At 67.1% G+C, this 23,245-nt stretch carries 20 protein-coding genes; 19 read left to right on the top strand and 1 reads right to left on the bottom strand.

All coding sequences use genetic code 11. The features are described 5' to 3' along the window. Positions 1 to 45: 45 nt before the first annotated feature. Together RCH15_RS08195 and mshC are read left to right on the top strand one after the other, a co-directional pair. Complete coding sequence (locus RCH15_RS08195; RefSeq protein WP_326959863.1) at positions 46 to 879, top strand: undecaprenyl-diphosphate phosphatase; 834 nt, start codon at positions 46 to 48, stop codon at positions 877 to 879. A gap of 15 nt (positions 880 to 894) precedes the next feature. Next, positions 895 to 2,178 carry a cysteine--1-D-myo-inosityl 2-amino-2-deoxy-alpha-D-glucopyranoside ligase gene (mshC, locus tag RCH15_RS08190; protein ID WP_326959861.1) on the top strand — a complete coding sequence of 428 codons (1,284 nt, stop codon included), beginning with the start codon at positions 895 to 897 and terminating at the stop codon, positions 2,176 to 2,178. A 32-nt stretch (positions 2,179 to 2,210) separates the two neighbouring features. Here the strand turns inward: mshC and RCH15_RS08185 are convergent, their stop codons facing one another. Then, positions 2,211 to 3,116, bottom strand: a complete 906-nt coding sequence (locus RCH15_RS08185) for a PAC2 family protein (protein ID WP_326959859.1) — start codon at positions 3,114 to 3,116, stop codon at positions 2,211 to 2,213. Between the two features lie 130 nt (positions 3,117 to 3,246). Here RCH15_RS08185 and RCH15_RS08180 point away from each other — a divergent pair, with 130 nt between their 5' ends. The 17 genes from RCH15_RS08180 (at position 3,247) to RCH15_RS08100 (ending at position 23,085) form a co-directional block, all read left to right on the top strand. Further along, the gene (locus RCH15_RS08180) at positions 3,247 to 3,996 is read left to right on the top strand and encodes an HAD family hydrolase (RefSeq protein ID WP_326959857.1); all 750 of its coding nucleotides are present in this window, start codon (positions 3,247 to 3,249) and stop codon (positions 3,994 to 3,996) included. Then, complete coding sequence (locus RCH15_RS08175) at positions 3,989 to 5,191, top strand: site-2 protease family protein (RefSeq protein ID WP_326959855.1); 1,203 nt, start codon at positions 3,989 to 3,991, stop codon at positions 5,189 to 5,191. Before RCH15_RS08180 ends, RCH15_RS08175 begins: the two co-directional genes overlap by 8 nt. Before the next feature lie 127 nt (positions 5,192 to 5,318). Continuing rightward, a complete protein-coding gene (locus RCH15_RS08170) occupies positions 5,319 to 6,434 on the top strand; it encodes a tRNA (adenine-N1)-methyltransferase (protein ID WP_326959852.1) in 1,116 nt (371 codons plus the stop codon). Positions 6,435 to 6,516: 82 nt separating this feature from the next. Further along, on the top strand, positions 6,517 to 8,301 hold the full coding sequence (gene arc / locus RCH15_RS08165) for a proteasome ATPase (protein WP_326959850.1): 1,785 nt from the start codon (positions 6,517 to 6,519) through the stop codon (positions 8,299 to 8,301). 59 nt (positions 8,302 to 8,360) lie between these two features. Continuing rightward, complete coding sequence (gene dop / locus RCH15_RS08160; RefSeq protein WP_326959914.1) at positions 8,361 to 9,971, top strand: depupylase/deamidase Dop; 1,611 nt, start codon at positions 8,361 to 8,363, stop codon at positions 9,969 to 9,971. A 90-nt stretch (positions 9,972 to 10,061) separates the two neighbouring features. After that, positions 10,062 to 10,265: a ubiquitin-like protein Pup gene (locus RCH15_RS08155; protein WP_211881074.1), complete on the top strand. Its 204-nt coding sequence runs from the start codon at positions 10,062 to 10,064 to the stop codon at positions 10,263 to 10,265. Positions 10,266 to 10,352: 87 nt separating this feature from the next. Beyond that, complete coding sequence (gene prcB, locus RCH15_RS08150) at positions 10,353 to 11,186, top strand: proteasome subunit beta (RefSeq protein WP_326959845.1); 834 nt, start codon at positions 10,353 to 10,355, stop codon at positions 11,184 to 11,186. Position 11,187: 1 nt separating this feature from the next. Further along, on the top strand, positions 11,188 to 11,895 hold the full coding sequence (gene prcA / locus RCH15_RS08145) for a proteasome subunit alpha (protein ID WP_326959844.1): 708 nt from the start codon (positions 11,188 to 11,190) through the stop codon (positions 11,893 to 11,895). A 1-nt stretch (position 11,896) separates the two neighbouring features. Then, a complete protein-coding gene (gene pafA, locus RCH15_RS08140; RefSeq protein WP_326959842.1) occupies positions 11,897 to 13,261 on the top strand; it encodes a Pup--protein ligase in 1,365 nt (454 codons plus the stop codon). A gap of 111 nt (positions 13,262 to 13,372) precedes the next feature. Next, complete coding sequence (locus RCH15_RS08135; protein ID WP_326959840.1) at positions 13,373 to 14,305, top strand: FKBP-type peptidyl-prolyl cis-trans isomerase; 933 nt, start codon at positions 13,373 to 13,375, stop codon at positions 14,303 to 14,305. A gap of 41 nt (positions 14,306 to 14,346) precedes the next feature. Further along, entirely contained in the window at positions 14,347 to 14,742 is a 396-nt protein-coding gene (locus RCH15_RS08130; protein ID WP_326959838.1) for an FKBP-type peptidyl-prolyl cis-trans isomerase, read from the top strand. Positions 14,743 to 14,881: 139 nt separating this feature from the next. Then, positions 14,882 to 16,900, top strand: a complete 2,019-nt coding sequence (locus tag RCH15_RS08125) for a helix-turn-helix transcriptional regulator (RefSeq protein ID WP_326959836.1) — start codon at positions 14,882 to 14,884, stop codon at positions 16,898 to 16,900. A 26-nt stretch (positions 16,901 to 16,926) separates the two neighbouring features. Further along, entirely contained in the window at positions 16,927 to 17,280 is a 354-nt protein-coding gene (locus RCH15_RS08120; protein WP_326959834.1) for a hypothetical protein, read from the top strand. A 36-nt stretch (positions 17,281 to 17,316) separates the two neighbouring features. After that, complete coding sequence (gene tatA / locus RCH15_RS08115) at positions 17,317 to 17,586, top strand: Sec-independent protein translocase subunit TatA (RefSeq protein WP_326959832.1); 270 nt, start codon at positions 17,317 to 17,319, stop codon at positions 17,584 to 17,586. 6 nt (positions 17,587 to 17,592) lie between these two features. After that, complete coding sequence (tatC, locus tag RCH15_RS08110; protein WP_326959830.1) at positions 17,593 to 18,429, top strand: twin-arginine translocase subunit TatC; 837 nt, start codon at positions 17,593 to 17,595, stop codon at positions 18,427 to 18,429. A 24-nt stretch (positions 18,430 to 18,453) separates the two neighbouring features. Then, complete coding sequence (locus RCH15_RS08105; RefSeq protein ID WP_326959828.1) at positions 18,454 to 21,348, top strand: DEAD/DEAH box helicase; 2,895 nt, start codon at positions 18,454 to 18,456, stop codon at positions 21,346 to 21,348. Positions 21,349 to 21,432: 84 nt separating this feature from the next. Continuing rightward, a complete protein-coding gene (locus RCH15_RS08100) occupies positions 21,433 to 23,085 on the top strand; it encodes an amidohydrolase (RefSeq protein ID WP_326959826.1) in 1,653 nt (550 codons plus the stop codon). Positions 23,086 to 23,245 lie beyond the last annotated feature (160 nt).

The raw sequence follows: 23,245 nt of genomic DNA, 5'->3' as shown, positions 1-23,245 counted from the left end.
GCTTACGGGGATTGCAGAAACCTTCATGACGTAGGGTCTATAACCGTGAACTGGTTTGAAGCGGCCTTTCTGGGCCTTGTGCAGGGACTGACAGAATTCCTCCCCATCTCCTCGAGCGCCCATCTGCGGATCGTCGGCTCGTTCCTGCCCACCGCAGCGGACCCCGGCGCCGCATTCACGGCCATCACCCAACTCGGCACGGAAACTGCCGTCATTGTGTACTTCTGGCGTGACATCGTGCGGATTGTCAGGGCATGGGCCCGCTCCCTTGCCGGAAAAGTCCCCCGGAATGCCCCGGACGCCCGCATGGGCTGGCTGGTGATCCTTGGCAGCCTGCCCATCATCGTGCTGGGTCTGCTGTTCCAGGACCAGATCGAGTCCGTCCTCCGCAGCCTCTGGCTCGTCGCCACCATGCTGATTGTCTTTGGCATGATCCTCGCCGTCGCCGACGCCGTGGGACGCCAGGAACGCGACCTGACGCAGCTGACCTACAAGCACGGCATCCTGTACGGCCTGGCCCAGGCCATGTCCCTGATCCCTGGCGTCTCCCGGTCCGGCGGCACCATCACCGCCGGACTGCTGATGGGTTACACCCGCGAAGCAGCGGCCCGGTACTCCTTCCTGCTGGCCATCCCCGCCGTCTTTGGCAGCGGTCTTTACCAGCTCTATAAGGTGGTCTCCAAGGACGGCATCACCGGTCCTTACAGCCTCCCGGAGACGGCCCTCGCCACAGCCATCGCCTTTGTGGTGGGGTACATCATCATCGGCTGGTTCCTGAAGTACGTCTCCACCCACAGCTACCGGCTGTTCGTCTGGTACCGGATTCTCTTGGGGCTGGCCCTGTACCTGCTGCTCGGTTTCAACGTCATCAGCGCCTAGCACTAGGCTTGGGCTGTGAAGTCTTGGATCTCCCGCCCCGTACCCCAACTCCCGGGCAGCATGGCTGCCCTCCGCCTCTTCGACACCGCCGCCGGCAGCGTCGTCACGCTCGGGGCAGCGGGCGAACAATCAATGTACGTCTGCGGCATCACCCCGTACGACGCCACCCACATGGGCCACGCGGCCAGTTACGTCGCGTTTGACCTGCTCAACCGCGCCTGGCGGGACGGCCGCCAGCAGGTGTCCTACGTCCAGAACGTCACCGACGTCGACGACCCTCTGCTGGAGCGGGCCACGGCCACCGGCGTGGACTGGCGCGACCTCGCCGCCAGCCAGATCGAACTCTTCCACACGGACATGGAAGCGCTCAACGTGCTGGCCCCGGACCACTATGTGGGCGCCGTCGAAGCAATCCCGCTGATCGTCCCCGCCATAGAATCGCTCGTCCGCCGCGGCCTGGCGTACCGCGTCGCCGGCACCACAGCGGGCGAACCCGACGGGGACGTCTACTACGACGTCGAGGCCGCCAGCAAGCACACCATCGAAGCCGCGGACGCCTGGAGTCTGGGGGCCGTCTCCGGGCTTTCCCACGCCGAAATGCTGGAACTGTTCGCGGAACGTGGCGGCGACCCCGGCCGGTCCGGCAAACGGCAGGCCCTGGACCCGCTGCTCTGGCGGGTCGCCCGGGAGGGTGAACCGAGCTGGCCGGGCGGCGAACTGGGCGAGGGACGGCCCGGCTGGCACATCGAATGCACGGTCATCGCCCAGAAGTACCTCCCGGCCCCGTTCACCGTCCAGGGCGGCGGCTCGGATCTGATTTTCCCGCACCACGAGATGGGCGCCGGGCATGCCTACTCCCTGACCGGGATACCGCTGGCCCAGCACTACGCACACGCCGGAATGGTAGGCCTCGACGGCGAGAAGATGAGCAAGTCCAAGGGAAACCTGGTCCTGGTCTCAAGGCTCCGCGCAGCCGGCGAGGAGCCGGCCGCGATCCGGCTCGCCATCCTCGCCCACCACTACCGCAGCGACTGGTCCTGGACGGACGCCGGATTCGCCGAAGCCAAGGAACGGCTCCGTACGTGGCGGGCCGCCGTCGCAGTGGCCCCGGAAGGGTCAGCCGCAGAACTGATCCCGCGCCTGCGGGCTGAATTGTCGAATGACCTTAACGCGCCCGGCGCTGTCGCCGCCATGGACGGCTGGGCCAGGTCGGCGCTCGACGCCGGCCACGCCCGGTCCGCGGCGGACGCCGCCCTGGCCGGGGATGCAGTCAACGCCCTCCTCGGCGTCGAGCTCTAACGCAGGAGGGCAGCTGCCCTGGGCGTTGCCGACTAGGGCTTGTCTTTCCCGCGGCGCTTGAGATAACGCTCGAACTCCCGGGCGATGGACTCGCCGCTGGCCTCCGGGAGGTCGGCAGTATCCTTCGCCTCCTCGAGCTGGCGCACATACGCCGCGATCTCGGGGTCCTCGGTGGCAAGTTCGTCAACTCCGCGTTCCCAGGCGTCCGACTCCTCCACGAGGTCCTGGGTGTCGAGGGGAACCTGCAGCAATTCCTCGATCCGGTGCAGCAGCGCCAGCTGCGCCTTGGGAGAGGGCGCCTGCGCCACATAATGCGGCACGGCAGCCCAGAGGGAGACCGTCGGCAGCCCGGCGAGCAGCGCCACCTCGGCAAGGACCCCGACGATCCCAACGGGACCCTCGTACTGTGAGGCCTCCAGGTCCATCCGCTCGCGCAGGGCAGCATCGTCCGTGGACGTACTCACCGGAATGGGCCGGCTGTGCGGCACGTCAGCGAGGAGCGCCCCCACCAGGATCACGTAGTCAACGTGGAGTGCTTCGGCGTGAACCAGCAGCTCCGCGGTGTAGGCCCGCCACTTATAGGACGGCTCCGTGCCTTGAACAAAGATGACATCCACATTGGAGCCGGGAGCACTGGCCTTGTAGATGCGGGTTGACGGCCACTTAATTTTCCGTTCTCCCGAGGTGGTGCGGCGGATCGTGGGCCGGGTGAACTGGAAGTCATAGTACTCATCGGCGTCAACCGAACCGACCTTTTTGCCGCCCCAAAGCTTGTTCAGGTAGCGCAGGGCATCGCTCGCAGCCTCGCCGGCGTCATTCCAGCCCTCGAAGGCCGCGAGCATCACCGTGATGCGCCGGCCCTCGGGTACGGGCTGCAGCAGCCGTTCCGGCCCGGGCACGTCGCCCGTTTCCACGGGGTCTACCTCGAAGCTATTCATCTCCTCACCCTACGTCCAAGCACCCGGCCCCCGCAGGCAATGAAGCGCCGGGAATCGCGGGCCCGGCGGCCATATTCGCCCAAGGCGTACTCCCCGGGGACGTACAGGACCGCACCGTAGACTGGCAAGCATGCAATCCTCAGTTCCCCAGCCCCTTCTCAAAGCCGCGCTCTGGGACATGGACGGCACCATTGTTGACACCGAGCCGTACTGGATCGAGGCCGAACATGCCCTGGTTGCCGCACACGGCGGGCAATGGTCCCACGAAAAAGCCATGCAGCTGGTGGGCCAGTCCCTGGTCTTCTCCGCGGGCATCCTCCAGGACGCCGGCGTGAAACTGGAACGCCGGGAAATCATCGACATCCTCACAGCCCATGTCATCAGCCAGGTCCGAACCGCCGTGCCTTGGCGCCCGGGGGCACGCGAACTGCTGGAGGAACTCCACACCGCGGGCATCCGTTGTGCCCTCGTGACCATGTCCGAGGCTCCGCTGGCCCGCGAAATCGTGGCAAGCCTGCCCAGGCCCTACTTCGATTTCCTGATCACGGGCGACACCGTCGCGCAGGGCAAACCGCATCCCGAGGCCTACCTCAAGGCGGTTGAACTTCTCCAGGAGCAAGACCCCGGACTGGGCCTTCATCACTGCATCGCCTTGGAGGATTCCGGGCCCGGAGTGGCCGCCGCCGTCGCCTCCGGCGTCCTGACCGTCGCCATTCCGCACATCATGCCGCTACCGCATAATCCCCGCCACGCCGTGTGGGAGACCCTGGCCGGGCGCACCGTGTCCGACCTCGAAGAACTCGTCGCCTTGCGCCACGAATTCCCGGACGCCACCTTCGGGACGGACCGCAGTGCGGCGCTGGAACCGGCTCATGACTGACACCGACACCCGCGGCCGCCGGGATCCACAGAAACAGGGCCGCAAGGAGGGGATCGCGCTGGGACGCATCGGCGGCGTCCCGGTGATCCTCGCGTACTCGTGGTTCATCATTGCCGCGTTCACGGTGATCGTCTACGGCCCGGTATTGCAGGGGGACTACCCCCGGCTGGGCGCCGCGGCCTACCTGGTGGCGTTTGCTTACGCGGTTTTACTGTTGATTTCGGTCCTGGTTCATGAACTCGCCCATGCGCTGACCGCCAAAATGTACGGCTGGCCCAGCGAGAAAATTGTCCTGAACCTGTGGGGCGGCCACACCCAGTTCGAGAGTTTCACCGCCTCTCCCGGCCGGTCCGTCCTCGTCGCAATGGCGGGCCCGGCCGCCAACTTCGTCCTCGCCGCTGCCGGCTGGCTTCTGCTGACCGGAGCGGACCTGACCGGGGTCGCGGGCATCCTGGCCAACATCTTCGTCTGGGCCAATCTCCTGATCGGCGTCTTCAACGTTTTGCCCGGACTGCCGCTGGACGGTGGCCGGCTGGTCGAATCCGCCGTCTGGAAGCTGACCGGCAGCCAGGAAAAGGGCACCGTGGCGGCCGGCTGGGGCGGCCGGATCATCGTGATCGCCCTGGTGGCCTGGTTTGTGGCGCTGCCGTTGCTCAGGGGCACCCGGCCCGACATTTCGCTGATGCTTATTACGGCCCTTGTTGGCAGCTTCCTCTGGATGGGCGCCTCCGCGTCCATCCAGCAGGCGCGGCTCCGGGGACGTCTTCCACTCGTGGAAGCCGGGGCACTCGCCGAACCGGCCGTGGGCCTCCCGGAGTGGGGCACCGTCGCTGACCTGCTGGCGCTGGCCCCGGACCCCGGCACGGGGGCTGCTCCCGCCGTCGTGCTCTACCGTCCGGACGGGCACCCGGTTGCCGTGGTCGACGGCGGTGCGGTCGCCACGGTGCCCGCAGACGCCGCCGCTTCCACGCCTCTCACAGCCGTGTCCTACGCCCTGGGCGCGGGGGCCTATGTTCCCTCGTGGTCCAAGGGGGAGGAACTCATCCAGTACCTGGCCAAGCTCGACGGCGCCGAATACGCCGTTGTGGACCGGGCCGGAACCATTACCGGGCTGCTCCGGCAATCCGCTGTCCTGGGTGCTCTCACCGGCAAGGTTCCGGGGACCGGCAAGCGGATGTTCGGCCAAAGCCGGTAGAGTTACCTGCCGGTCGTGTATTGCCCGCCAGCACTTCCAGCACGGGGTTCACCGCCCCAGGCACCAGCAGCCGGAGCGCCGGCGACATCCGCGGCCACACAGCTTTCCAGGAGCGAGGACTATTTACATGAGCAGCGACACCGCCGCGAGCACCAGCCCGGACGACGCCGTAACAACCGACGCCGCAGCCGTCGACACCACACCCGGCACCGCTCCGGCTCCCGCAACGGGCGTGGCCCGTGCTGCCGCCCCCGTCGGGGCGGCCCGCCGCCGCGGACCTTTCCGGGAAGGCGAACGCGTGCAGCTCACCGACGAACGCGGCCGGATGAACACCATCAGCCTGGAAGTGGGCGGCGCATTCCACACCCACCGCGGCTTCCTGAACCACGACGAGATCATCGGCAAGCCGGACGGCTCCGTGGTGGTCAACAACGTCGGACAGCAGTACCAGACCCTGCGGCCCCTGCTGTCGGACTTCGTTCTCTCCATGCCCCGCGGCGCGGCGGTGGTCTACCCCAAGGACGCGGGCCAGATCGTCACCATGGCTGACATCTTCCCGGGCGCCCGCGTCGTCGAGGCCGGAGTCGGCTCCGGCGCCCTCTCCATCTCGCTGCTCCGCGCGGTGGGCGACAACGGCTACCTGCACTCCTTCGAGCGCCGGGAGGAATTCGCCGACATCGCCCGCGGCAACGTCGAAACAATCTTTGGCGGTCCGCACCCGGCCTGGCAGATCACCCTTGGCGACTTCCAGGAGCAGGTGCTCCGCACCGAAGAACCCGGCTCCGTGGACCGCGTGGTCTTGGACATGCTCGCCCCGTGGGAGTGCCTGGACGCCGTGGCCACAGTCCTGGCACCGGGCGGCGTGTGGATCAACTATGTCGCCACTGTGACGCAGCTGTCCCGGACCGCGGAGGCCATCCGCGCCGACGGCCGCTTCACCGAGCCCGACGCCTGGGAGTCCATGGTCCGTGGCTGGCACCTTGAGGGCCTGGCAGTGCGCCCGGACCACAGGATGGTCGCGCATACCGGCTTCCTGCTGGTCACCCGGCGGCTGGCCGACGGTGTCACGGGCATCTCCGTGAAGCGCCGCCCGTCCAAGACCGACTTCAACGAAGAGGACGTCAACGCCTGGACACCCGGGGCTGTGGGGGAGCGGGCCGTCTCGGACAAGAAGCTCCGCCGGGCAGCCCGGGACGCCATAGCGGGGACCCACGTCAAGGACGATCCGGACATTACGAAGTAGTCCGTATTTCGGAAGTCTTCCCCGTCACCTTGCTTCTTGGGGCTAATGTCTTAATAGACGCGTAGGAAGGGGCTGATGCACGATGGAGACTCCGAACACTGATCCGGGCCTGACTCCGGCAGAGGACGCAGGGCAGGGGCACGCCACCGGCGGGGACCGCTATCCGGCCACTGAACTGTCCGTGGCGGAACGGCAGGTCAATATCCTCCGGGACAAGCTCCGGCATATTGACCGTCAGCTCGCCGCCGCCACGCAGAACAACTCCAAGCTGGTGGCGATGCTGGAGACCGCTAAAGCGGAGATCCTGCGGCTCAAGAGCGCACTCGACCAGGAGGGCCAGCCGCCGTACAGCTTCGGCACCGTGCTGCAGCTGAACCCGAAACGCCAGTCCTCCGCCGGCAACGGCGGGCAGGCCGCCACCGAGGAATCGGTGGACATCTTCAACGCCGGCCGGAAAATGCGCGTAGGGATCAGCCCGCTGGTGAACATGAACCAGCTGGCCGCCGGCCAGGAAGTTCTCCTGAACGAGGCACTCATGGTGGTCGCCGGGCTGGGGTACGAACGGGCCGGGGACCTTGTCACGCTGAAGGAACTGCTGGGCACCGACCGCGCCCTGGTGGTGGGGCGGGCGGACGAGGAGCGCGTCATCCGGCTCTCCGGGGCTCTGCTCGCACAAAAACTCCGGGTGGGCGATGCCCTCTCCATCGATTCACGCACGGGGTACGCGCTTGAGAAGATCCCGCGTTCGGAGGTGGAAAACCTTGTCCTCGAGGAAGTTCCGGACATCACCTACCAGGACATCGGCGGCCTGGGCCCGCAGATCGAACAGATCCGCGACGCCGTGGAACTGCCTTTCCTGCACCCGGACCTGTACCGCGAACACGGCCTCAAAGCACCCAAAGGCATCCTGCTCTACGGCCCGCCCGGCTGCGGCAAAACGCTCATCGCCAAGGCAGTGGCGAATTCCCTTGCAGCCCGCGCCGCCGAGCGCACCGGCAAAACGGACATGAAGAGCTACTTCCTGAACATCAAAGGACCGGAACTGCTGGACAAGTACGTCGGTGAGACGGAACGCCACATCCGGTTGATTTTCGCCCGTGCCCGGGAAAAGGCCTCCGAGGGCAGCCCGGTGGTGGTCTTCTTTGACGAAATGGATTCCCTGTTCCGCACCCGGGGCACCGGCATTTCCTCCGACGTCGAAACGACCATTGTGCCGCAGCTGCTCAGCGAGATCGACGGCGTCGAGCGGCTCGACAACGTGATCGTGATCGGCGCCTCCAACCGTGAGGACATGATCGACCCGGCGATCCTGCGGCCGGGCCGCCTGGACGTGAAGGTCAAGATCCACCGCCCCGATGCCGAAGCCGCGGCGGACATCTTCAACAAGTACATCACCGCCGACCTTCCCTTCCACGAGTCGGATCTCGCCGAGCACCAGGGCGACGTCCAGGCCACCGTGGACGCGATGGTCCAGCGCACGGTCGAGGCCATGTACTCCACCGACAAGTCCAACGAATACCTCGAGGTCACCTACGCCAACGGCGACACCGAAATGCTCTACTTCAAGGACTTCAATTCCGGCGCCGTGGTGCAGAACGTGGTGGACCGGGCCAAGAAGTACGCCATCAAGGACCTGCTCACCGTGGGCCAGCGGGGCATCCGGATCGACCACCTGCTCCGCGCCGTCGTCGACGAGTTCCGCGAACACGAGGACATGCCCAACACCACCAACCCGGACGACTGGGCACGGATCTCCGGTAAGAAGGGCGAGCGCATCACGTACATCCGCACCATCGTCCAGGGCAAGGCGGGGCAGGAGCCCGGCAAATCCATCGAGACGATGCCGAGCACGGGCCAGTACCTGTGACGTCGGCTGTGCCCGGGAAGCCCGCCGGTGTTTCCGGCGGGCTTCCCGTCGGCGGAGCCATGCGGGTGATGGGCTCCGAGACCGAGTACGGCATCCACGCGCCCTCCGCCCCTGGGGCGAACGCCACCATGATGTCCGCCCGGGTGATTCAGGCCTACGCCCAGGTGACGCGCCAGCGCGCCGCCGGCGGAGCCGAAACCCGCTGGGATTACACCGACGAGGAGCCGCTGCATGACGCCCGTGGCTGGACCCTGGAGCGCAGCCACGCCGACCCGGACCAGCTGACGGACCAGCCGCCCGTCCTCGATGCCGAAGCCATTGCGCTCGCTTACGGCCGGCAGGAACTTGAGGCCGACGGCGAGGACGAATCCGGCAGCCTGCTGATGAACATGGTGCTCGGCAACGGAGCCCGGCTCTATGTGGACCACGCCCACCCCGAGTACTCCAGCCCGGAAGTGACCAACCCGCGCGACGCCGTCGCCTGGGACGCCGCCGGAGACCTCGTGGCCCTGGCCGCGGTGCGACGGCTGGCCGCCGACCCGGACCTGCCCCCGATCAACCTGTACAAGAACAACACCGACAACAAGTCGGTGTCCTACGGGTCGCACGAGAATTACCTGATGCCCCGCACCGTCCCGTTCGGCGAGATCGTCCGCGGTCTGACCCCGTTCTTCATCACCCGGCAAATCATCTGCGGTGCCGGACGGGTCGGCATGAAACAGGACGGTTCCCGCCCCGGCTACCAGATCAGCCAGCGGGCGGACTTCTTCGAAACCGAGGTGGGCCTGGAAACCACGATCCGGCGGCCCATCATCAACACCCGCGATGAACCCCATGCGACTGCGGACAAGTACCGTCGGCTGCACGTCATCATCGGCGACGCCAACCTCAGCCAGGTTTCCAACTACCTCAAGTTCGGCGCCACCGCGCTGGTGCTGAGTCTGATTGAGGCCGGCCTGGCCCCCAGACTCGAAGTCCATGAGCCGGTCGCGGCGCTGCAGGCGGTCAGCCACGACACCGACCTCGTAGCCACCCTGCGGCTGCACGACGGACGGCGGATCACCGCCCTTGACCTGCAGTGGATCTACTTCGAAGCGGCCGCGAAGCACGCCCAGGACACCGGCGTCGCCGACGCCGTGGACGGTGACGGCCACACCCACGATGTGCTCGAACGCTGGTCCTCGACGCTGACGTCCCTGGGTAGCGACCGGGCAGCCGCCGCGTCCTCGGTGGAATGGCTGGCCAAACTCTCGCTGCTGGAAGGTTACCGGGACCGCGACGGACTGGACTGGGGCCACGCGCGGCTGGGCCTCGTGGACCTGCAATGGGCGGACATCCGGCCTGAAAAGGGGCTCTACCACCGCCTCCTCGCCCGGGACCGGATGCAGCGGATCGTCGACGACGGCGCTGTCCAGCGCGCCGTGACGGAACCGCCGTCGGACACCCGGGCCTATTTCCGGGGCCGCTGCGTCAGCCGTTTCGGAGCAGACGTGGTGGGAGCCAGCTGGGACTCCGTGATCTTCGATGTGCCCGGCCGCGGCAGGTTGCAGCGGGTCCCCACCCGCGAACCCCTGCGCGGAACAGAGGCCCTCACCGGCCCACTTTTCGCCCGGCACCGCGACGCCGGGGGGTTCCTTTCGGAACTGCTCGGACTCCCACCCGCGTCCTAGGACCAAAGAGCCCCCGCAAGGGCTCCGGGCGTGGCAATATGGCTTACAGGAAGTCCCTCGCGAAGGAGGGGCGGACAGAAGGAGAAAGCAATGGCAGGCCAGGAGCAGCAGCAGCCGCAGTCGCGCGACACCGAAGTTGACGAGGACGTTCCCGCCGCGCCGCCCGCACCCGCGGAGGCACAGGCGTCGGCCGCCACCCAGGGCGTCGATGACCTGCTGGATGAAATCGACGGTGTTCTGGAGTCCAACGCCGAAGAGTTTGTCCGTGCCTTTGTCCAAAAGGGCGGCCAGTAGCGGGCCGGACACCACCGCCCAGGGGTCGCGCCGGGACGGGGCTGAGGGCCGGAAGTCGTTGATTCACTACGTTGAGGGAGTGCACCAGTGCAGGAAACCACCGCCAACCAGGTAGCAGCCAACGCCACGTCCTCCTTCACCGAACATCTGCAGCGCCAGCGCCCCGATTTATTGCCGTTCGGACAGCACGCGACCGGCCAGCTCGTCCAGACGGGCGGCCCCGGGGTGGCTCTGCAGGCGCCCCACGGAACCACTATCGTCGCCCTGACCTACGCGGGCGGGGTGCTGATGGCGGGGGACCGGCGCGCCACCATGGGCAACGTCATCGCCAGCCGGCACATCGAGAAAGTCTTCCCCGCGGACCAATACTCCGTGCTGGGCATCGCCGGGACCGCCGGAATCGCCTTGGACATCACCCGGCTTTTCCAGGTCGAACTGGAGCACTACGAGAAAATCGAAGGCACCCTGCTCAGCCTCGATGGCAAAGCCAACCGGCTCGGCGCCATGATCCGCAGCAATCTCCCGATGGCCATGCAGGGGCTCGCCGTCGTGCCGCTCTTCGCGGGCTTCGACCGTCCGGCAGGAATGGGCCGGCTGTTCTCCTACGACGTCACGGGCGGACGGTATGAGGAACAGGAGCACCACACCGTGGGGTCCGGCTCGATGTTCGCGCGCGGCGCGCTGAAGAAGCTGTGGCGGCCGAACCTGCCGGAATCCGACGCCGTGGCCGTCGCCGTCGAGGCGCTCTACGACGCCGCCGACGACGACTCCGCGACCGGCGGCCCCGACCCCGTGCGGCAGCTCTGGCCGGTGGTCTACATCGTTAACAGGACGGGTGCCTACCGCGTCCCGGAGCGTGAGCTCGCGGCAGTCGCCGGCACCATCATTGAATCCAGGGCCGTGGCCCAGCGGGAGGCCTGAGATGACCCAGCAGTTCTACGTGTCGCCGGAACAACTCATGAAGGACCGCGCGGATTTCGCGCGGAAAGGCATCGCGCGCGGCCGGTCCGTGGTGGTCATCAGCTGCCGTGAAGGGATTGCCCTCGTGGCCGAAAACCCGTCGCCCTCGCTGCATAAAATCGGTGAGATCTACGACAAGATCGCGTTTGCCGCCGTGGGCAAGTACAACGAATTTGAAAGCCTCCGCCAGGCCGGGGTGCGCTACGCGGACGTCCGCGGCTACTCCTACGACCGGGAGGACGTCACCGCCCGGGGCCTCGCGAGCGTCTACGCCCAAAGCCTCGGTGCGGTGTTCACGGCGGAACAGAAGCCCTTCGAAGTCGAACTCGCCGTGGCCGAGGTCGGCACCTCCCCGGACGAGGACCACCTCTACCGCCTGACCTTCGACGGTTCGATCGCGGATGAGAAAGGCTTCATTGTGATGGGAGGCCAGGCGGACAAGGTGTCCGAGGCCGTGGCCGCGGGCTGGCAGGGCGAACTCGACTTTGCCAGTGCCATCAGGCTTGCCCTGGCCGGGCTCGTCGCGGACAAGGAAGCCGACACCCTGCCGGCGTCGGCGGTGGAAGTGGCGGTGCTGGACCGCGGTTCCGAAAGCAACAGAGGTACGCGCCGCGCTTTCCGCAGGCTCGACGACGCCGACATCACCGCTTCGCTGGGAAGGGAGAACTGAGATGGACAAGCGCATTTTCGGCATCGAAACGGAGTTCGGAATTTCCTATTCGAGCCCTGAGTCCCGCCCGCTCGCCCCGGAGGAGGTGGCCCGCTACCTGTTCCGTAAAGTGGTCAGCTGGGGGAGATCCTCCAACGTCTTCCTGACCAACGGCTCCAGGCTGTACCTCGACGTCGGATCCCACCCGGAGTACGCCACCGCGGAATGCGACGACCTCGCCCAGTTGGTCGCGCACGACCGGGCCGGGGAACTCATCCTGGACGACCTCGTCGACGAGGCACAGGAACGGCTCGCGGCCGAGGGCTTCAACGGCACCGTCTACCTGTTTAAGAACAACACGGACTCCGCCGGGAACTCCTACGGCAGCCATGAAAACTACCTGATTCCGCGGCGCGGCGAGTTCTCCCGGCTTGCTGAGATTCTCATTCCGTTCCTCGTGACCCGGCAGCTGATCGCCGGGGCCGGCAAAATCCTCAAGACCCCCCACGGGGCCACGTTTGCGTTTTCCCAGCGCGCCGACCACATCTGGGAGGGCGTCTCCTCCGCCACCACCCGGTCCCGTCCCATCATCAACACCCGCGACGAGCCGCACGCGGACGCAGAGTTCTACCGCCGGCTCCACGTGATCGTGGGCGACTCCAACATGTCCGAGACGACGGCCCTGCTCAAGGTCGGAACCGTGGATCTGATCCTGCGGATGATCGAGGCGGGGGTGATCATGCGCGACATGCGGATGGAGAACCCGATCCGCAGCATCCGGGAAATCTCCCACGACCTCAGCGGCCGGGTACTGGTCCGTCTTGCCAACGGCCGGCAGCTCACCGCCCTGGAAATCCAACGCGAATACCTGGCCAAAGTCACGGCGTTCGTCGCGGAGCAGGGGGCCCATAACGCCCATGTCCCGCTGATCCTGGACCTCTGGGAGCGCACCCTTGACGCGATCGAGAGCGGGGACACCAGCAGGATCGACACGGAAGTGGACTGGGCGATCAAGAAGAAACTCATGGACAACTACCGCGAGCGGCACAACCTGGGGCTGGACGCGCCGCGGATCGCCCAGCTTGACCTGACCTACCATGACATTTCCCGGACCCGTGGGCTGTACTACCTGTTGCAGTCCCGCGGGGCGGTCCGCCGGGTGGTCGATGACACCGCCGTCAAGGACGCAGTGGATGCGCCGCCGCAGACCACCCGCGCCAAACTTCGCGGCGACTTTGTCCGGCGCGCGCAGGAACTGGGCCGCGACTACACCGTGGACTGGGTGCATTTGAAGCTCAATGACCGCGCCCACCAGACCCTGTTGTGCAAGGACCCGTTCCGCAGCGTGGACGAGCGGGTGGACGCTTTGCTGAACTCTATGGGCTGACACCCAGCTTTCCGCGTTATTCTGGAGGGGTGCCGTTCTGCGGCCAACGCTTGCTTTGCTGCTGGCCTATGCCCGGCAAAGCGTCCATCCTGCCCCGACGAAAGTTCCTACGTGCGCCGACTATTAGCAATTCTTCTTCCCGGGCTGCTGCTCCTGACCGCCTGCGGCGGCGGGGAGCCAGCCGCTCCAGAGCCCACCAGCCAGTCCGCCGGCGATACCGCCAAGCTGGACTCCCTCAAGCTGACGGAGAACGGCGACAAGAAGGCACCCGGTGTTGATTTCACCAAGCCGCTCGAGGTCACTGAACCCACTGTCAAGGTGGTCACGGAGGGCGACGGCGACCGGGTCAAGGCAAACCAGGTCGCCTCGATCTCCATCGTCGCCCTCAGCGGCAAAGACGGCTCCACCCTGGAAGACACCTTCCCGAATGATCCCGAAGAGCTCGAACTGAACGACGAGCTTAAGACCAGCAGCGGCGTGATTTACAACGCCTTCGTCGGCGCGAAGACCGGCTCGCTCCTGGCCCTTGCCGTTCCCGGCAACGCGGCCGCGGAAGGCGCAGAGGCAAAGCCGACCCAGCTGCTCGTCGTCAAAGTCGTCTCAGCCAAGGATGCGGCCCCGGTCCTGGACAAGCCCGAAGGTGAGGCCGTCACCCCGCCGGCCGGCCTGCCGACGGTCAAGGACAATGACAAGGGCATTCCGGAAATCTCCGTCGACGGCGTCGCCGCCCCGACCGCACTCGTGTCCCAGGACCTCATCAAGGGCAACGGCCAAGTGGTCAAGGAATCCGATACCATTACCGTCAACTACGTAGGCGTTGCCCTCGCCGGCGGCAAGGTCTTCGATTCCAGCTTCGACAGCGGCAAGAAGGCCACCTTCCCGCTCAGCGGCGTCATCAAGGGCTGGACCCAGGGCCTGGCCGGCAAGACGGTCGGCTCCCGCGTCCTTCTGGTGGTCCCGAAGGACCTCGCCTACGGCGAAGAAGGCAAGGGCGACGCGAAGGGCGACCTCGTCTTCGTCGTCGACATCCTCGGCGTCAAGTAACCACCGCAAAAAATTCCACAGCCACGCAAGAAGGAGCAACCATGTCATTTGGACAGCGAAACATTGACCGCCAGAAGCCGGAAATTGATTTCCCCGAGGGCGCCGTTCCCACCGAGCTGGTCATCACCGACCTGATTGCGGGCGACGGCGCTGAAGCCAAGGCCGGCGACACCGTCTCCACCCACTACGTTGGCGTGGCCTGGTCCACCGGCGAAGAGTTCGACGCCTCCTGGGGCCGCGGCGCACCGCTCGACTTCCGCGTCGGCGTCGGCCAGGTCATCCAGGGCTGGGACCAGGGCCTGCTGGGCATGAAGGTGGGCGGCCGCCGCCGCCTGGAAATTCCCTCCGAGCTGGCCTACGGCCCGCGCGGCGCCGGCGGGGCGATCGGCCCGAACGAGGCCCTCATCTTCGTCGTCGACCTCGTCGCCGTCCGCTAACGCGGACAGGGAACCCGGCGGGCGCGGGCCCACCACCAGTGCGTCACCCGACACTGAGCGCGGTAACAATCGGAAAAGTTCTTCCGGCTGTTACCGCGCTTTTGTCGGTTTCAGGCAGGGACTTTAGTACCCTTGCGGGGTGTCAACCTCACGTACCGAACGCCTCCTGAACCTGCTCATTGCCCTGCTTAACACCACCTACGGCCTGCGCCGCGGCGAGCTGCGCGAGAAGGTCTACCACGACACCACCAGCACCGACACCGCCTTCGGCCGGATGTTCGAACGCGACAAATCCGAGTTGCGGCGGTTCGGATTCGAGGTCGAGACCGTGATGGACACCGGCTGGGGTTCGGATGACCCGGCCACCACCCGCTACCGGATCGGCAAGGAATCCAACCGCCTTCCCGACGTCAGCCTCAGCCCGGCAGAGTGCACCGTGCTCATGCTCGCCGCCCAACTCTGGGAACATGCTGCCCTGGGCTCCGCCGCCCAGAACGCGGTACGCAAGCTCCAGGCGTCCGGTGGACTGGCTGACACTGAACTCCCGGGCGGCCTCCAGCCGCGGATCCGGCCCGCGGGCCAGGCCTTCGAGGACCTCGTTGCCGCCATGCACGCCCAGCACCCCGTCAGCTTCCGCTACCTCGCCGGCAGCACGGGCAAGGAGGAGACCCGGCACGTGGAGCCCTGGGGGCTGGGGAGCCGCTTCGGCCAGTGGTACCTCGTCGCCCACGACAGGGACCGCGGCCACAAGCGGTTCTTCCGGCTCTCCCGCCTCACTTCCGCCGTGACCGTCCTCGCGAAGGAGAGCTTCGTCCCTCCCGCCGACTTCAACGTACGGGCGGAACTTGCCGGCCTCGCCGAACTGCCGGTCCTGGCTGCCGTCATTGACGTGCAGGCCGGCAGCCTGCGCGGGCTCCGAAAACGTGCTCTCCCTGACCCGGTCCCCGAGTCTGGCGCCGGACAGCCCGCACCGGGCCGGGACCGGCTTAGCGTGCCATACCGGGACGCCGAGACTCTCGCGGAGGAACTCGCCTCCTACGGGCCCCGGATCCGGGTGGTGTCCCCGCCCGAGCTCGTCACCTCGGTGCGCCGGCGGCTGTCCGCTGCCGCTGACTTCGCCGCCGCGCCCGTCCCGCCGATTAGCTTCCCGGCGGTGTCCTCCCCGGCAGCCGCTGGACCTCCGGGGACGCCGCGCCACGGCCGCAAGCGGACGTCCGAGGACCAGCTGAGCCGCATGCTGCAGCTGGTCCCGTTTTTGGTGCACAACCAGGGCCTGCACATCAGCGAAGTTGCGGCTAAGTTCGGCATTACCCGCAGTGAGCTGGAAGCGGACCTGCGCATCCTGATCTGCTCAGGCCTGCCGGAGGGGTACCCGGATGACCTGCTGGACATCCAGTGGGACGACGACCACGTCACCATCAGCCAGGACCTCGACCTGACCCGTCCCGTGCGCTTCACCGTGGAGGAGGCTTGCGCCCTCCTGACCGGGCTGGAAACGCTCAATGGACTCCCCGAACTGGCCGAGGGCAGCGCGCTGGAATCCGTCACCCTCAAGCTCATGGCGGCGGCGGGGGAGGAAGGCCTTAAAGCTGCCGCCCTGTCCGGGCCCGAAGTGGGACCCAGCAATTCCGCGGCGCTGGCAACGGCCCGCGAAGCCATCAGGACCGGGGCGCAGTTGCGGTTGCGTTACTTCTCGCCGCTCCGGGACACGGTCTCCGACCGTGACATTGATCCGCTGAGGCTTTACTCCCTGGACAACACCTGGTACCTCGAGGCTTACTGCCATTCCGCCCGGGCCCTGCGGAACTTCCGGCTGGACCGGATCGAAACCCTGGAACCCAACGGCCTGCCCGTCTCGGCGCCGGCATCGGCGGACGGCAGCGTCCCGGTCAAGCTGTTCACCCCCAACGACGACGACACCGTCGTGATAGTGGAACTCACCCGCCGGGGCGCCGGCCTGGCCGATGAATACTATGCGGAGCGAACGGCCACCTTGCCCGAGGGCGGGCTGCTGGCCGAGATCCGCTTCGGCAGCACCGACTGGCTGCCGATGTTCGTGGCCCAGCACGGCGGGACGGCACGCATCCTGGCGCCGGACGCGCCCGCTGCCGCTTCCCGCGACTGGCTCGCCGCTGCGCTGGCCCAATACGATGCGTAGCCGGTGCGGCGGATAGACTACTCAGCATGCCTTGGTGGTCCTGGATCGTAATCTGGATAGCGCTCGTTGCGCTGTCCCTGCTGTTCTTCCTCGTGCTCGGGGTCCGGTTGTTCCGGAACTTCATGGCCACGGTCAAAGAACTCGGCGCGGCGGAGGAGCGGTTCTCCACCCTGCCGTCGCCCGGCGCGGAGCTGGAGAGCCAGGCCGGCCGGGGCACAGAGCAGGAACCCGGATCCGCGGTTTTCGCCTCACCCGTGCAGATGGGGCATGATTACCGCGCAGGCAAATCCGCCCGCCAGGAGAACCGCCGTCAGCGCCGCGTCCAGCGCAAAAGGGGCCGCGGCCAGCCCCAGCGGCTGAACGACATCGAAATCAGTTAGACGTAGGATTGAACTCAAACGAAAGGACCTCCTGTCATGAGGCTTGAAGGCTGGCATCTCATCATCATCATCGTTCTGGCATTGGTGCTTTTCGCTGCACCGAAGCTGCCCGGCATGGCCCGCAGCCTGGGCCAGTCCATGCGTATCTTTAAGTCGGAAGTCCGGGAAATGAAAAAGGACGGCGCCACGGACACTCCCGACGGCGCCGAGCCCGTCGTGGGCCGGGTTGTGAACCACCCGAAGTCCGCCGGGGCGGAAACCCGCGCCTCTGACGGAACCGACGTTCCGCCGCCGAACCGCGCCTAACACCGCATGGCAGTAACCATGGGCCGCCGGTCGAACCCCGAGGGGAGGATGGCGCTCCTCGATCACCTCAAGGAACTGCGGAACCGCCTCTTCAAGTCCGCGATAGCCGTCGTACTGGGAACCGTCGTCGGGTTCCTCGTCTACCAACCGATGCTCGCTGCGCTGATCAAACCGATCACGGACCTCAATACCCACGAAGGCCGCCAGGCGACGCTCAACTTCGACGGCGTCGCGAGTTCGTTTGACTTGATGATCCAGGTGTCGGTGTTCCTGGGCCTGATCCTTGCCAGCCCGGTGTGGCTGTACCAGCTGTGGGCGTTCATCGTGCCCGGCCTGCACAAAAAGGAACGCCGGATCGCCCTGTCGTTCGTGGCTGCCGCCGTGCCGCTGTTCGTGGGCGGTGTCCTGCTGGCCTGGCTGGTGCTTCCCAACGCCGTGCGGGTGCTCACCGATTTCACTCCCTCCGGCGGCTCCAACTTCATCAGCGCCCAGGTGTACCTGTCCTTCGTACTCCGGCTCCTGCTGGCCTTCGGCATCGCTTTCCTGCTGCCCGTGGTCCTCGTCGGGCTGAACCTGGTGGGAATCGTCAAGGGCAAGCAACTCGTCAAGAGCTGGCGCATCACCGTCTTCCTGGTCTGCCTGTTCGCCGCCATGGCCGCGCCCGGAGCCGACGCCATGAGTATGTTCTACCTTGCCGGGCCCATGCTCCTGCTCTTCTTCGCCGCCATCGGCCTGTGCCTGCTCAACGACCGCCGCCGGGACCGCCGCGCCATCAAACGCGCTGCCGAGACCGAGGCGACCGCGGACCAGGCGACTCCCGGCGCAGAGCTGGAGAATCTCTAGCTCCCGGCGCATTAGGCTGGAAGCATGTCCTCACTACCCGGGCCGGAATCGCCGTCTGAACGTTACCGAGCCAGCGCCGAACGGGCCGCAGAAGCCAAGACGCACCTGGGCGGTTTCATCCGTACCCTGGCGTTCGAACTCGATGACTTCCAGCGCGAGGCCTGTCTGTCCCTGCAGGGCGGGCGCGGCGTCCTGGTGGCTGCCCCCACAGGCGCCGGCAAGACCATCGTGGGGGAGTTCGCCGTCTATCTGGCTCTGCAGCGCGGACTCAAGGCGTTCTACACCACCCCGATCAAGGCATTGTCCAACCAGAAGTATTCGGAGCTGGCTGACAAGTACGGTGCCGACCGGGTGGGGCTGCTGACCGGCGACACCAGCATCAACGGTGATGCTCCGGTGGTGGTGATGACCACCGAGGTGCTCCGGAACATGCTCTACGCCGACTCCAGCACGCTGGGCGATCTCGGCTACGTCGTCATGGATGAAGTCCACTACCTGGCCGACCGCTTCCGCGGCGCCGTCTGGGAGGAAGTCATCATCCACTTACCCACCGAGGTCCAGGTGGCCTCGCTGAGCGCCACCGTTTCCAACGCCGAGGAATTCGGCGCCTGGCTGGACACCGTCCGCGGCCAGACCGACGTCATCGTCTCCGAGCACCGCCCCGTGCCGCTGTGGCAGCACGTCATGGTGGGCCGGAAGATCGTGGATCTCTTCGCAGGCGACACCAGCTTCGATGAGATCGCCCCGGCCGGTGAGGCGGCAGCGGTGGCGGCAGCCGCCGGCGCAGTTTCCGCTGCCGTCGATACCCGGCCGGACTTCGAGGTGAACCCCGAGCTGCTCTCGATGGCCCGTGCCGAAAGCCAAATGAACTTCCGCGGCCGGTTCGGGCACGGTGGCCGGAACCAGCGGCGCCAGAGCGGCAGGCGCGACGAGGTCCCCCAAGGCGGCCCGCGCAGCCCCGTCCGGAAGGCCAGCCGTCCCCAGGTCATCGCCAGCCTGGACCGGCAGGACTTCCTGCCGGCCATCACCTTCATCTTTTCCCGCGCCGGCTGCGACGCCGCCGTCGCCCAGTGCGTTGCTGCGGGTCTGTGGCTGACCACCGAGCAGGAACAGCTCATCATCGCCCGGCGGGTTGACGAGGCGGCCCAGGACATCCCCCCTGACGACCTGGACGTCCTGGGCTTCTGGAGCTGGCGCGACGGGCTGCTCCGCGGGCTCGCAGCACACCATGCCGGAATGCTGCCCACCTTCAAGGAAGTGGTGGAGAAGCTCTTCGTTGACGGGCTCGTCAAGGCCGTGTTTGCGACGGAAACCCTGGCGCTCGGCGTCAATATGCCTGCACGGTCCGTCGTGCTGGAAAAACTGGACAAGTTCAACGGTGAAGCGCACGTCAACATCACTGCGGGGGAGTACACGCAGCTGACCGGACGAGCGGGCAGGCGCGGGATCGACGTCGAGGGCCACGCCGTGGTCCTATGGCAGCCCGGCACCGACCCCGCGGCCGTGGCCGGCCTCGCTTCGCGGCGGACGTATCCGCTGAATTCCAGTTTCAGGCCCACCTACAACATGTCCATCAACCTGCTGGCGCAGTTCGGCCGGCCCAGGGCCCGCGAGATCCTCGAATCCTCCTTCGCCCAGTTCCAGGCGGACCGCTCAGTGGTGGGGCTGGCAAAGCAAGTGCGCAGCCGCGAGGAGTCCCTGGCCGGGTTCAGCAAGGCGATGAACTGCCACCTCGGCGACTTTACCGACTATTCCCGGATCCGGCGGGCACTTTCCGACGCCGAGAAGAACGCCTCCCAAACCAGTTCCCGGGCCAGGAAATCCGTCACCGAGGACTCCCTGAGCCGGTTGCTGCCCGGCGATGTGGTGGATGTTCCGACCGGCCGGGCGCCCGGACTCGCCGTCGTCCTGAGCTCCGACCACCACTCCCGCGAGCCCCGGCCCGCCGTCATGACGCTGGACAATCAGCTGCGGCGGATCGGAACCCAGGACGTGGAGGGGCCGCTGACCCCCATCACTCGGGTCAGGATCCCCAAATCCTTCAACGCCAAGGTGCCCAAGTCGCGACGCGATCTGGCGTCATCGGTCCGGAACGCCCTCCGGGAAAACCGGCCCCCCGCCCCGCCGAGCCGGAACGAGGACTTCGGCCGCGCCGCTGCCCAGCCTGATCAGGAAAAACGGATCGCCGAGCTGCGCCGCCAGCTCCGCGCCCACCCATGCCACGGCTGCAGCGAACGGGAGGACCACGCGCGCTGGTCCGAACGCTACTGGAAACTCCGCCAGGAAACCGACGGTCTGGTGCGCAATATCCAGGGACGCACCAACACCATCGCCAAGACCTTCGACCGGGTGTGCGGTGTGCTCTCCAGCTACGGCTACCTGGAAACGTCCGACGCCGGAGCGCTGACCATCAGCCCCGACGGTCAACGGCTGCGCCGGATCTACGGCGAAAAGGACCTGCTGATCTCGCAGTCCCTGCGGCTGGGCGCGTTCAGCGACCTCGACGCCGCGGAGGTCGCGGCCCTGGCCAGTGTCCTGGTTTACCAGGCCAAACGCGAGGAACGCGGGCTCCGGCCCAAGATGCCGAGCGTCTCGCTGGAATCGGCTGTCGACATCGTGGTCTCTGAATGGTCCGCGCTGGAAGATGTTGAGGAAGCCAACAAGCTGCCGCTGACCGGAGAACCCGAGCTCGGCCTGGTCTGGCCGATCTTCAAGTGGGCCAGGGGCCGGCACCTGCAGGACGTCCTCAGCGGCACAGACCTGGCGGCCGGCGATTTCGTCCGGTGGGTGAAGCAGGTCATTGACCTGCTGGACCAGCTCGCGAAAATCCCGACGCTGGACCCGCGGGTCTCGCGGCTCTGCGGGGACGCGATCACACTGATTAAGCGCGGCGTCGTCGCTTACTCCTCCGTGGCGTGACCGCCCCGGCCACCCGGCCCGTCCCCACCGTCGTCCGATCCGTCCGGCCTGTGCCGGGCGCCAGTTGCAAGGAGTCCCAGAGCCATGACCGATTTCCCGGCCACCCCCGCGCCCCGCAAGGTAACGCTGTACCGGAACGGTTCGGTCTACACCGCCGCGGACCCCTTCGCCACGGCCATGCTGGTCGACGGCGACACCGTTGCCTGGGTCGGTTCCGAGCAGGCTGCCACCTCAATCGCCGACGCCTCCATGGAAGTCATTGACCTTCACGGTGCGCTGCTCGCCCCCGGCTTCGTGGATTCCCATGTCCACCTGACCGAGACGGGCATTTCGCTGGACTCGCTGCAGCTCGCCGGTGTGCGTTCTGCCGGGGAACTGCTCGACGCCGTCGCCAGCGCCTCCGGCTCCAGCGCGGGCGGCACCGTCCTGGGCCACGGCTGGGACGAGACCCGGTGGCCGGACCCGGCGCTGCCATCCCGGGAGGAACTCGAACGCGCGGCCGGCGGACGGAACGTCTACCTCTCCCGGGTTGACGTGCACTCGGCCCTGGTGTCCTCCTCACTGGCGGCGGGCGCAGATCTGGACGGCGTCGACGGCTCCGGTGCCGGCAGCCAGGTCAAACGTGCCGCGCACACCGCTGCCCGGCTCGCGGCCCGCCGCCTGCCCGCCGCGGCGCTGCGCGGATACCAGCAGCTGGCCCTCGCCGAAGCGGCAGCCAACGGCTATGTGGCCCTTGCCGAAATGGCGGCGCCGCATATCGGCAGCGTCGAGGACCTTCAGCTGGCCTCCGCCTGGAACACAGGACCGGCCGCGGTCCCGGAGATTCTGCCGTACTGGGGCGAGCTGGCCACGTCGGCAGATCATGCCCGGTCCATTCTCGACGGCCTGGGTGTTCCAGTGCTCGGCCTTGCCGGTGACCTCAACATGGACGGCTCGATCGGTTCGCGGACCGCGGCCCTGCGCGCGGACTACAGCGACGCCCCAGGGGAGCGCGGCAGCCTGTACCTGTCCGTGGCGGAGGCCGCGGCCCACCTCGCCGCGTGCTCGCTGCTGGGCGTCCAGGCCGGATTCCATGTGATTGGCGACGCCGGACTGGATGCCGCGCTCGACGCCCTCGACCTGGCTGCGGCAGAAGTCGGAGAACAGAAAGTCAGATCCGCCGGCCACCGCCTGGAACACGTCGAACTCGCCGACGCCGAATCCATCCGCAGGCTCGCCAGCTACTCCGTGACGGTCAGCGCCCAGCCGGGCTTTGATGCGGCCTGGGGGAGTGCGGACGGTCTCTACGCCCGGCGCCTTGGGTCCCGGCGCGGTGGCATGAACCCCTTCGCCTCCATTTACGCCGCCGGAGTCCCGGTTTGCTTTGGCAGCGACAGCCCGGTTACGCCCTTGCGGCCCTGGGACAGCGTCCGGGCCTGCCTGCAGCACAACAACCCCGCGGAGCAGATCTCGGCCCGTGCGGCGTTCCTCGGCCACACCCGGGCTGGCTGGCGGGCTGCCCGGTACCGGAACCCGATGGCCGGCCAGCTGGTGCCCGGCGCTCCCGCCAGTTTCGCCGTATGGGAAGTGGAGGAGCTCATGGTCCAGGTAGCCGACGGCCGGGTCCAGTCCTGGAGCACCGACCCCCGCGCCCGCACGCCGCTGCTGCCTGCCCTGGATACCGGCACCGATCCGGCCTGCCTGCAGACCGTCCGGGACGGCCGGGAATTGTTCGCCAGCGGCTCGCTCCGGGCCTGACCAGGGGCCGGGCCTGCGAGGTCGGCCCCGAAACTTCAACCGGGTGGATGCCGCCCTGACCTGCAGCAATAGGAGAATCGGCAGGTCACGGAGCGGTTGACAGATCATGGCCTCCCCGTAGCATTGAGGCTCAACGGAGGGTTTGCGGACGACGCTTCCT

Origin of the sequence: Arthrobacter sp. MP_M4, from assembly GCF_035984855.1 — a bacterium.
Classification (GTDB): domain Bacteria; phylum Actinomycetota; class Actinomycetes; order Actinomycetales; family Micrococcaceae; genus Arthrobacter.
The sequence above is the reverse complement of the archived record's forward strand: the minus strand, read 5'-3'. Positions and strand labels throughout refer to the sequence as shown.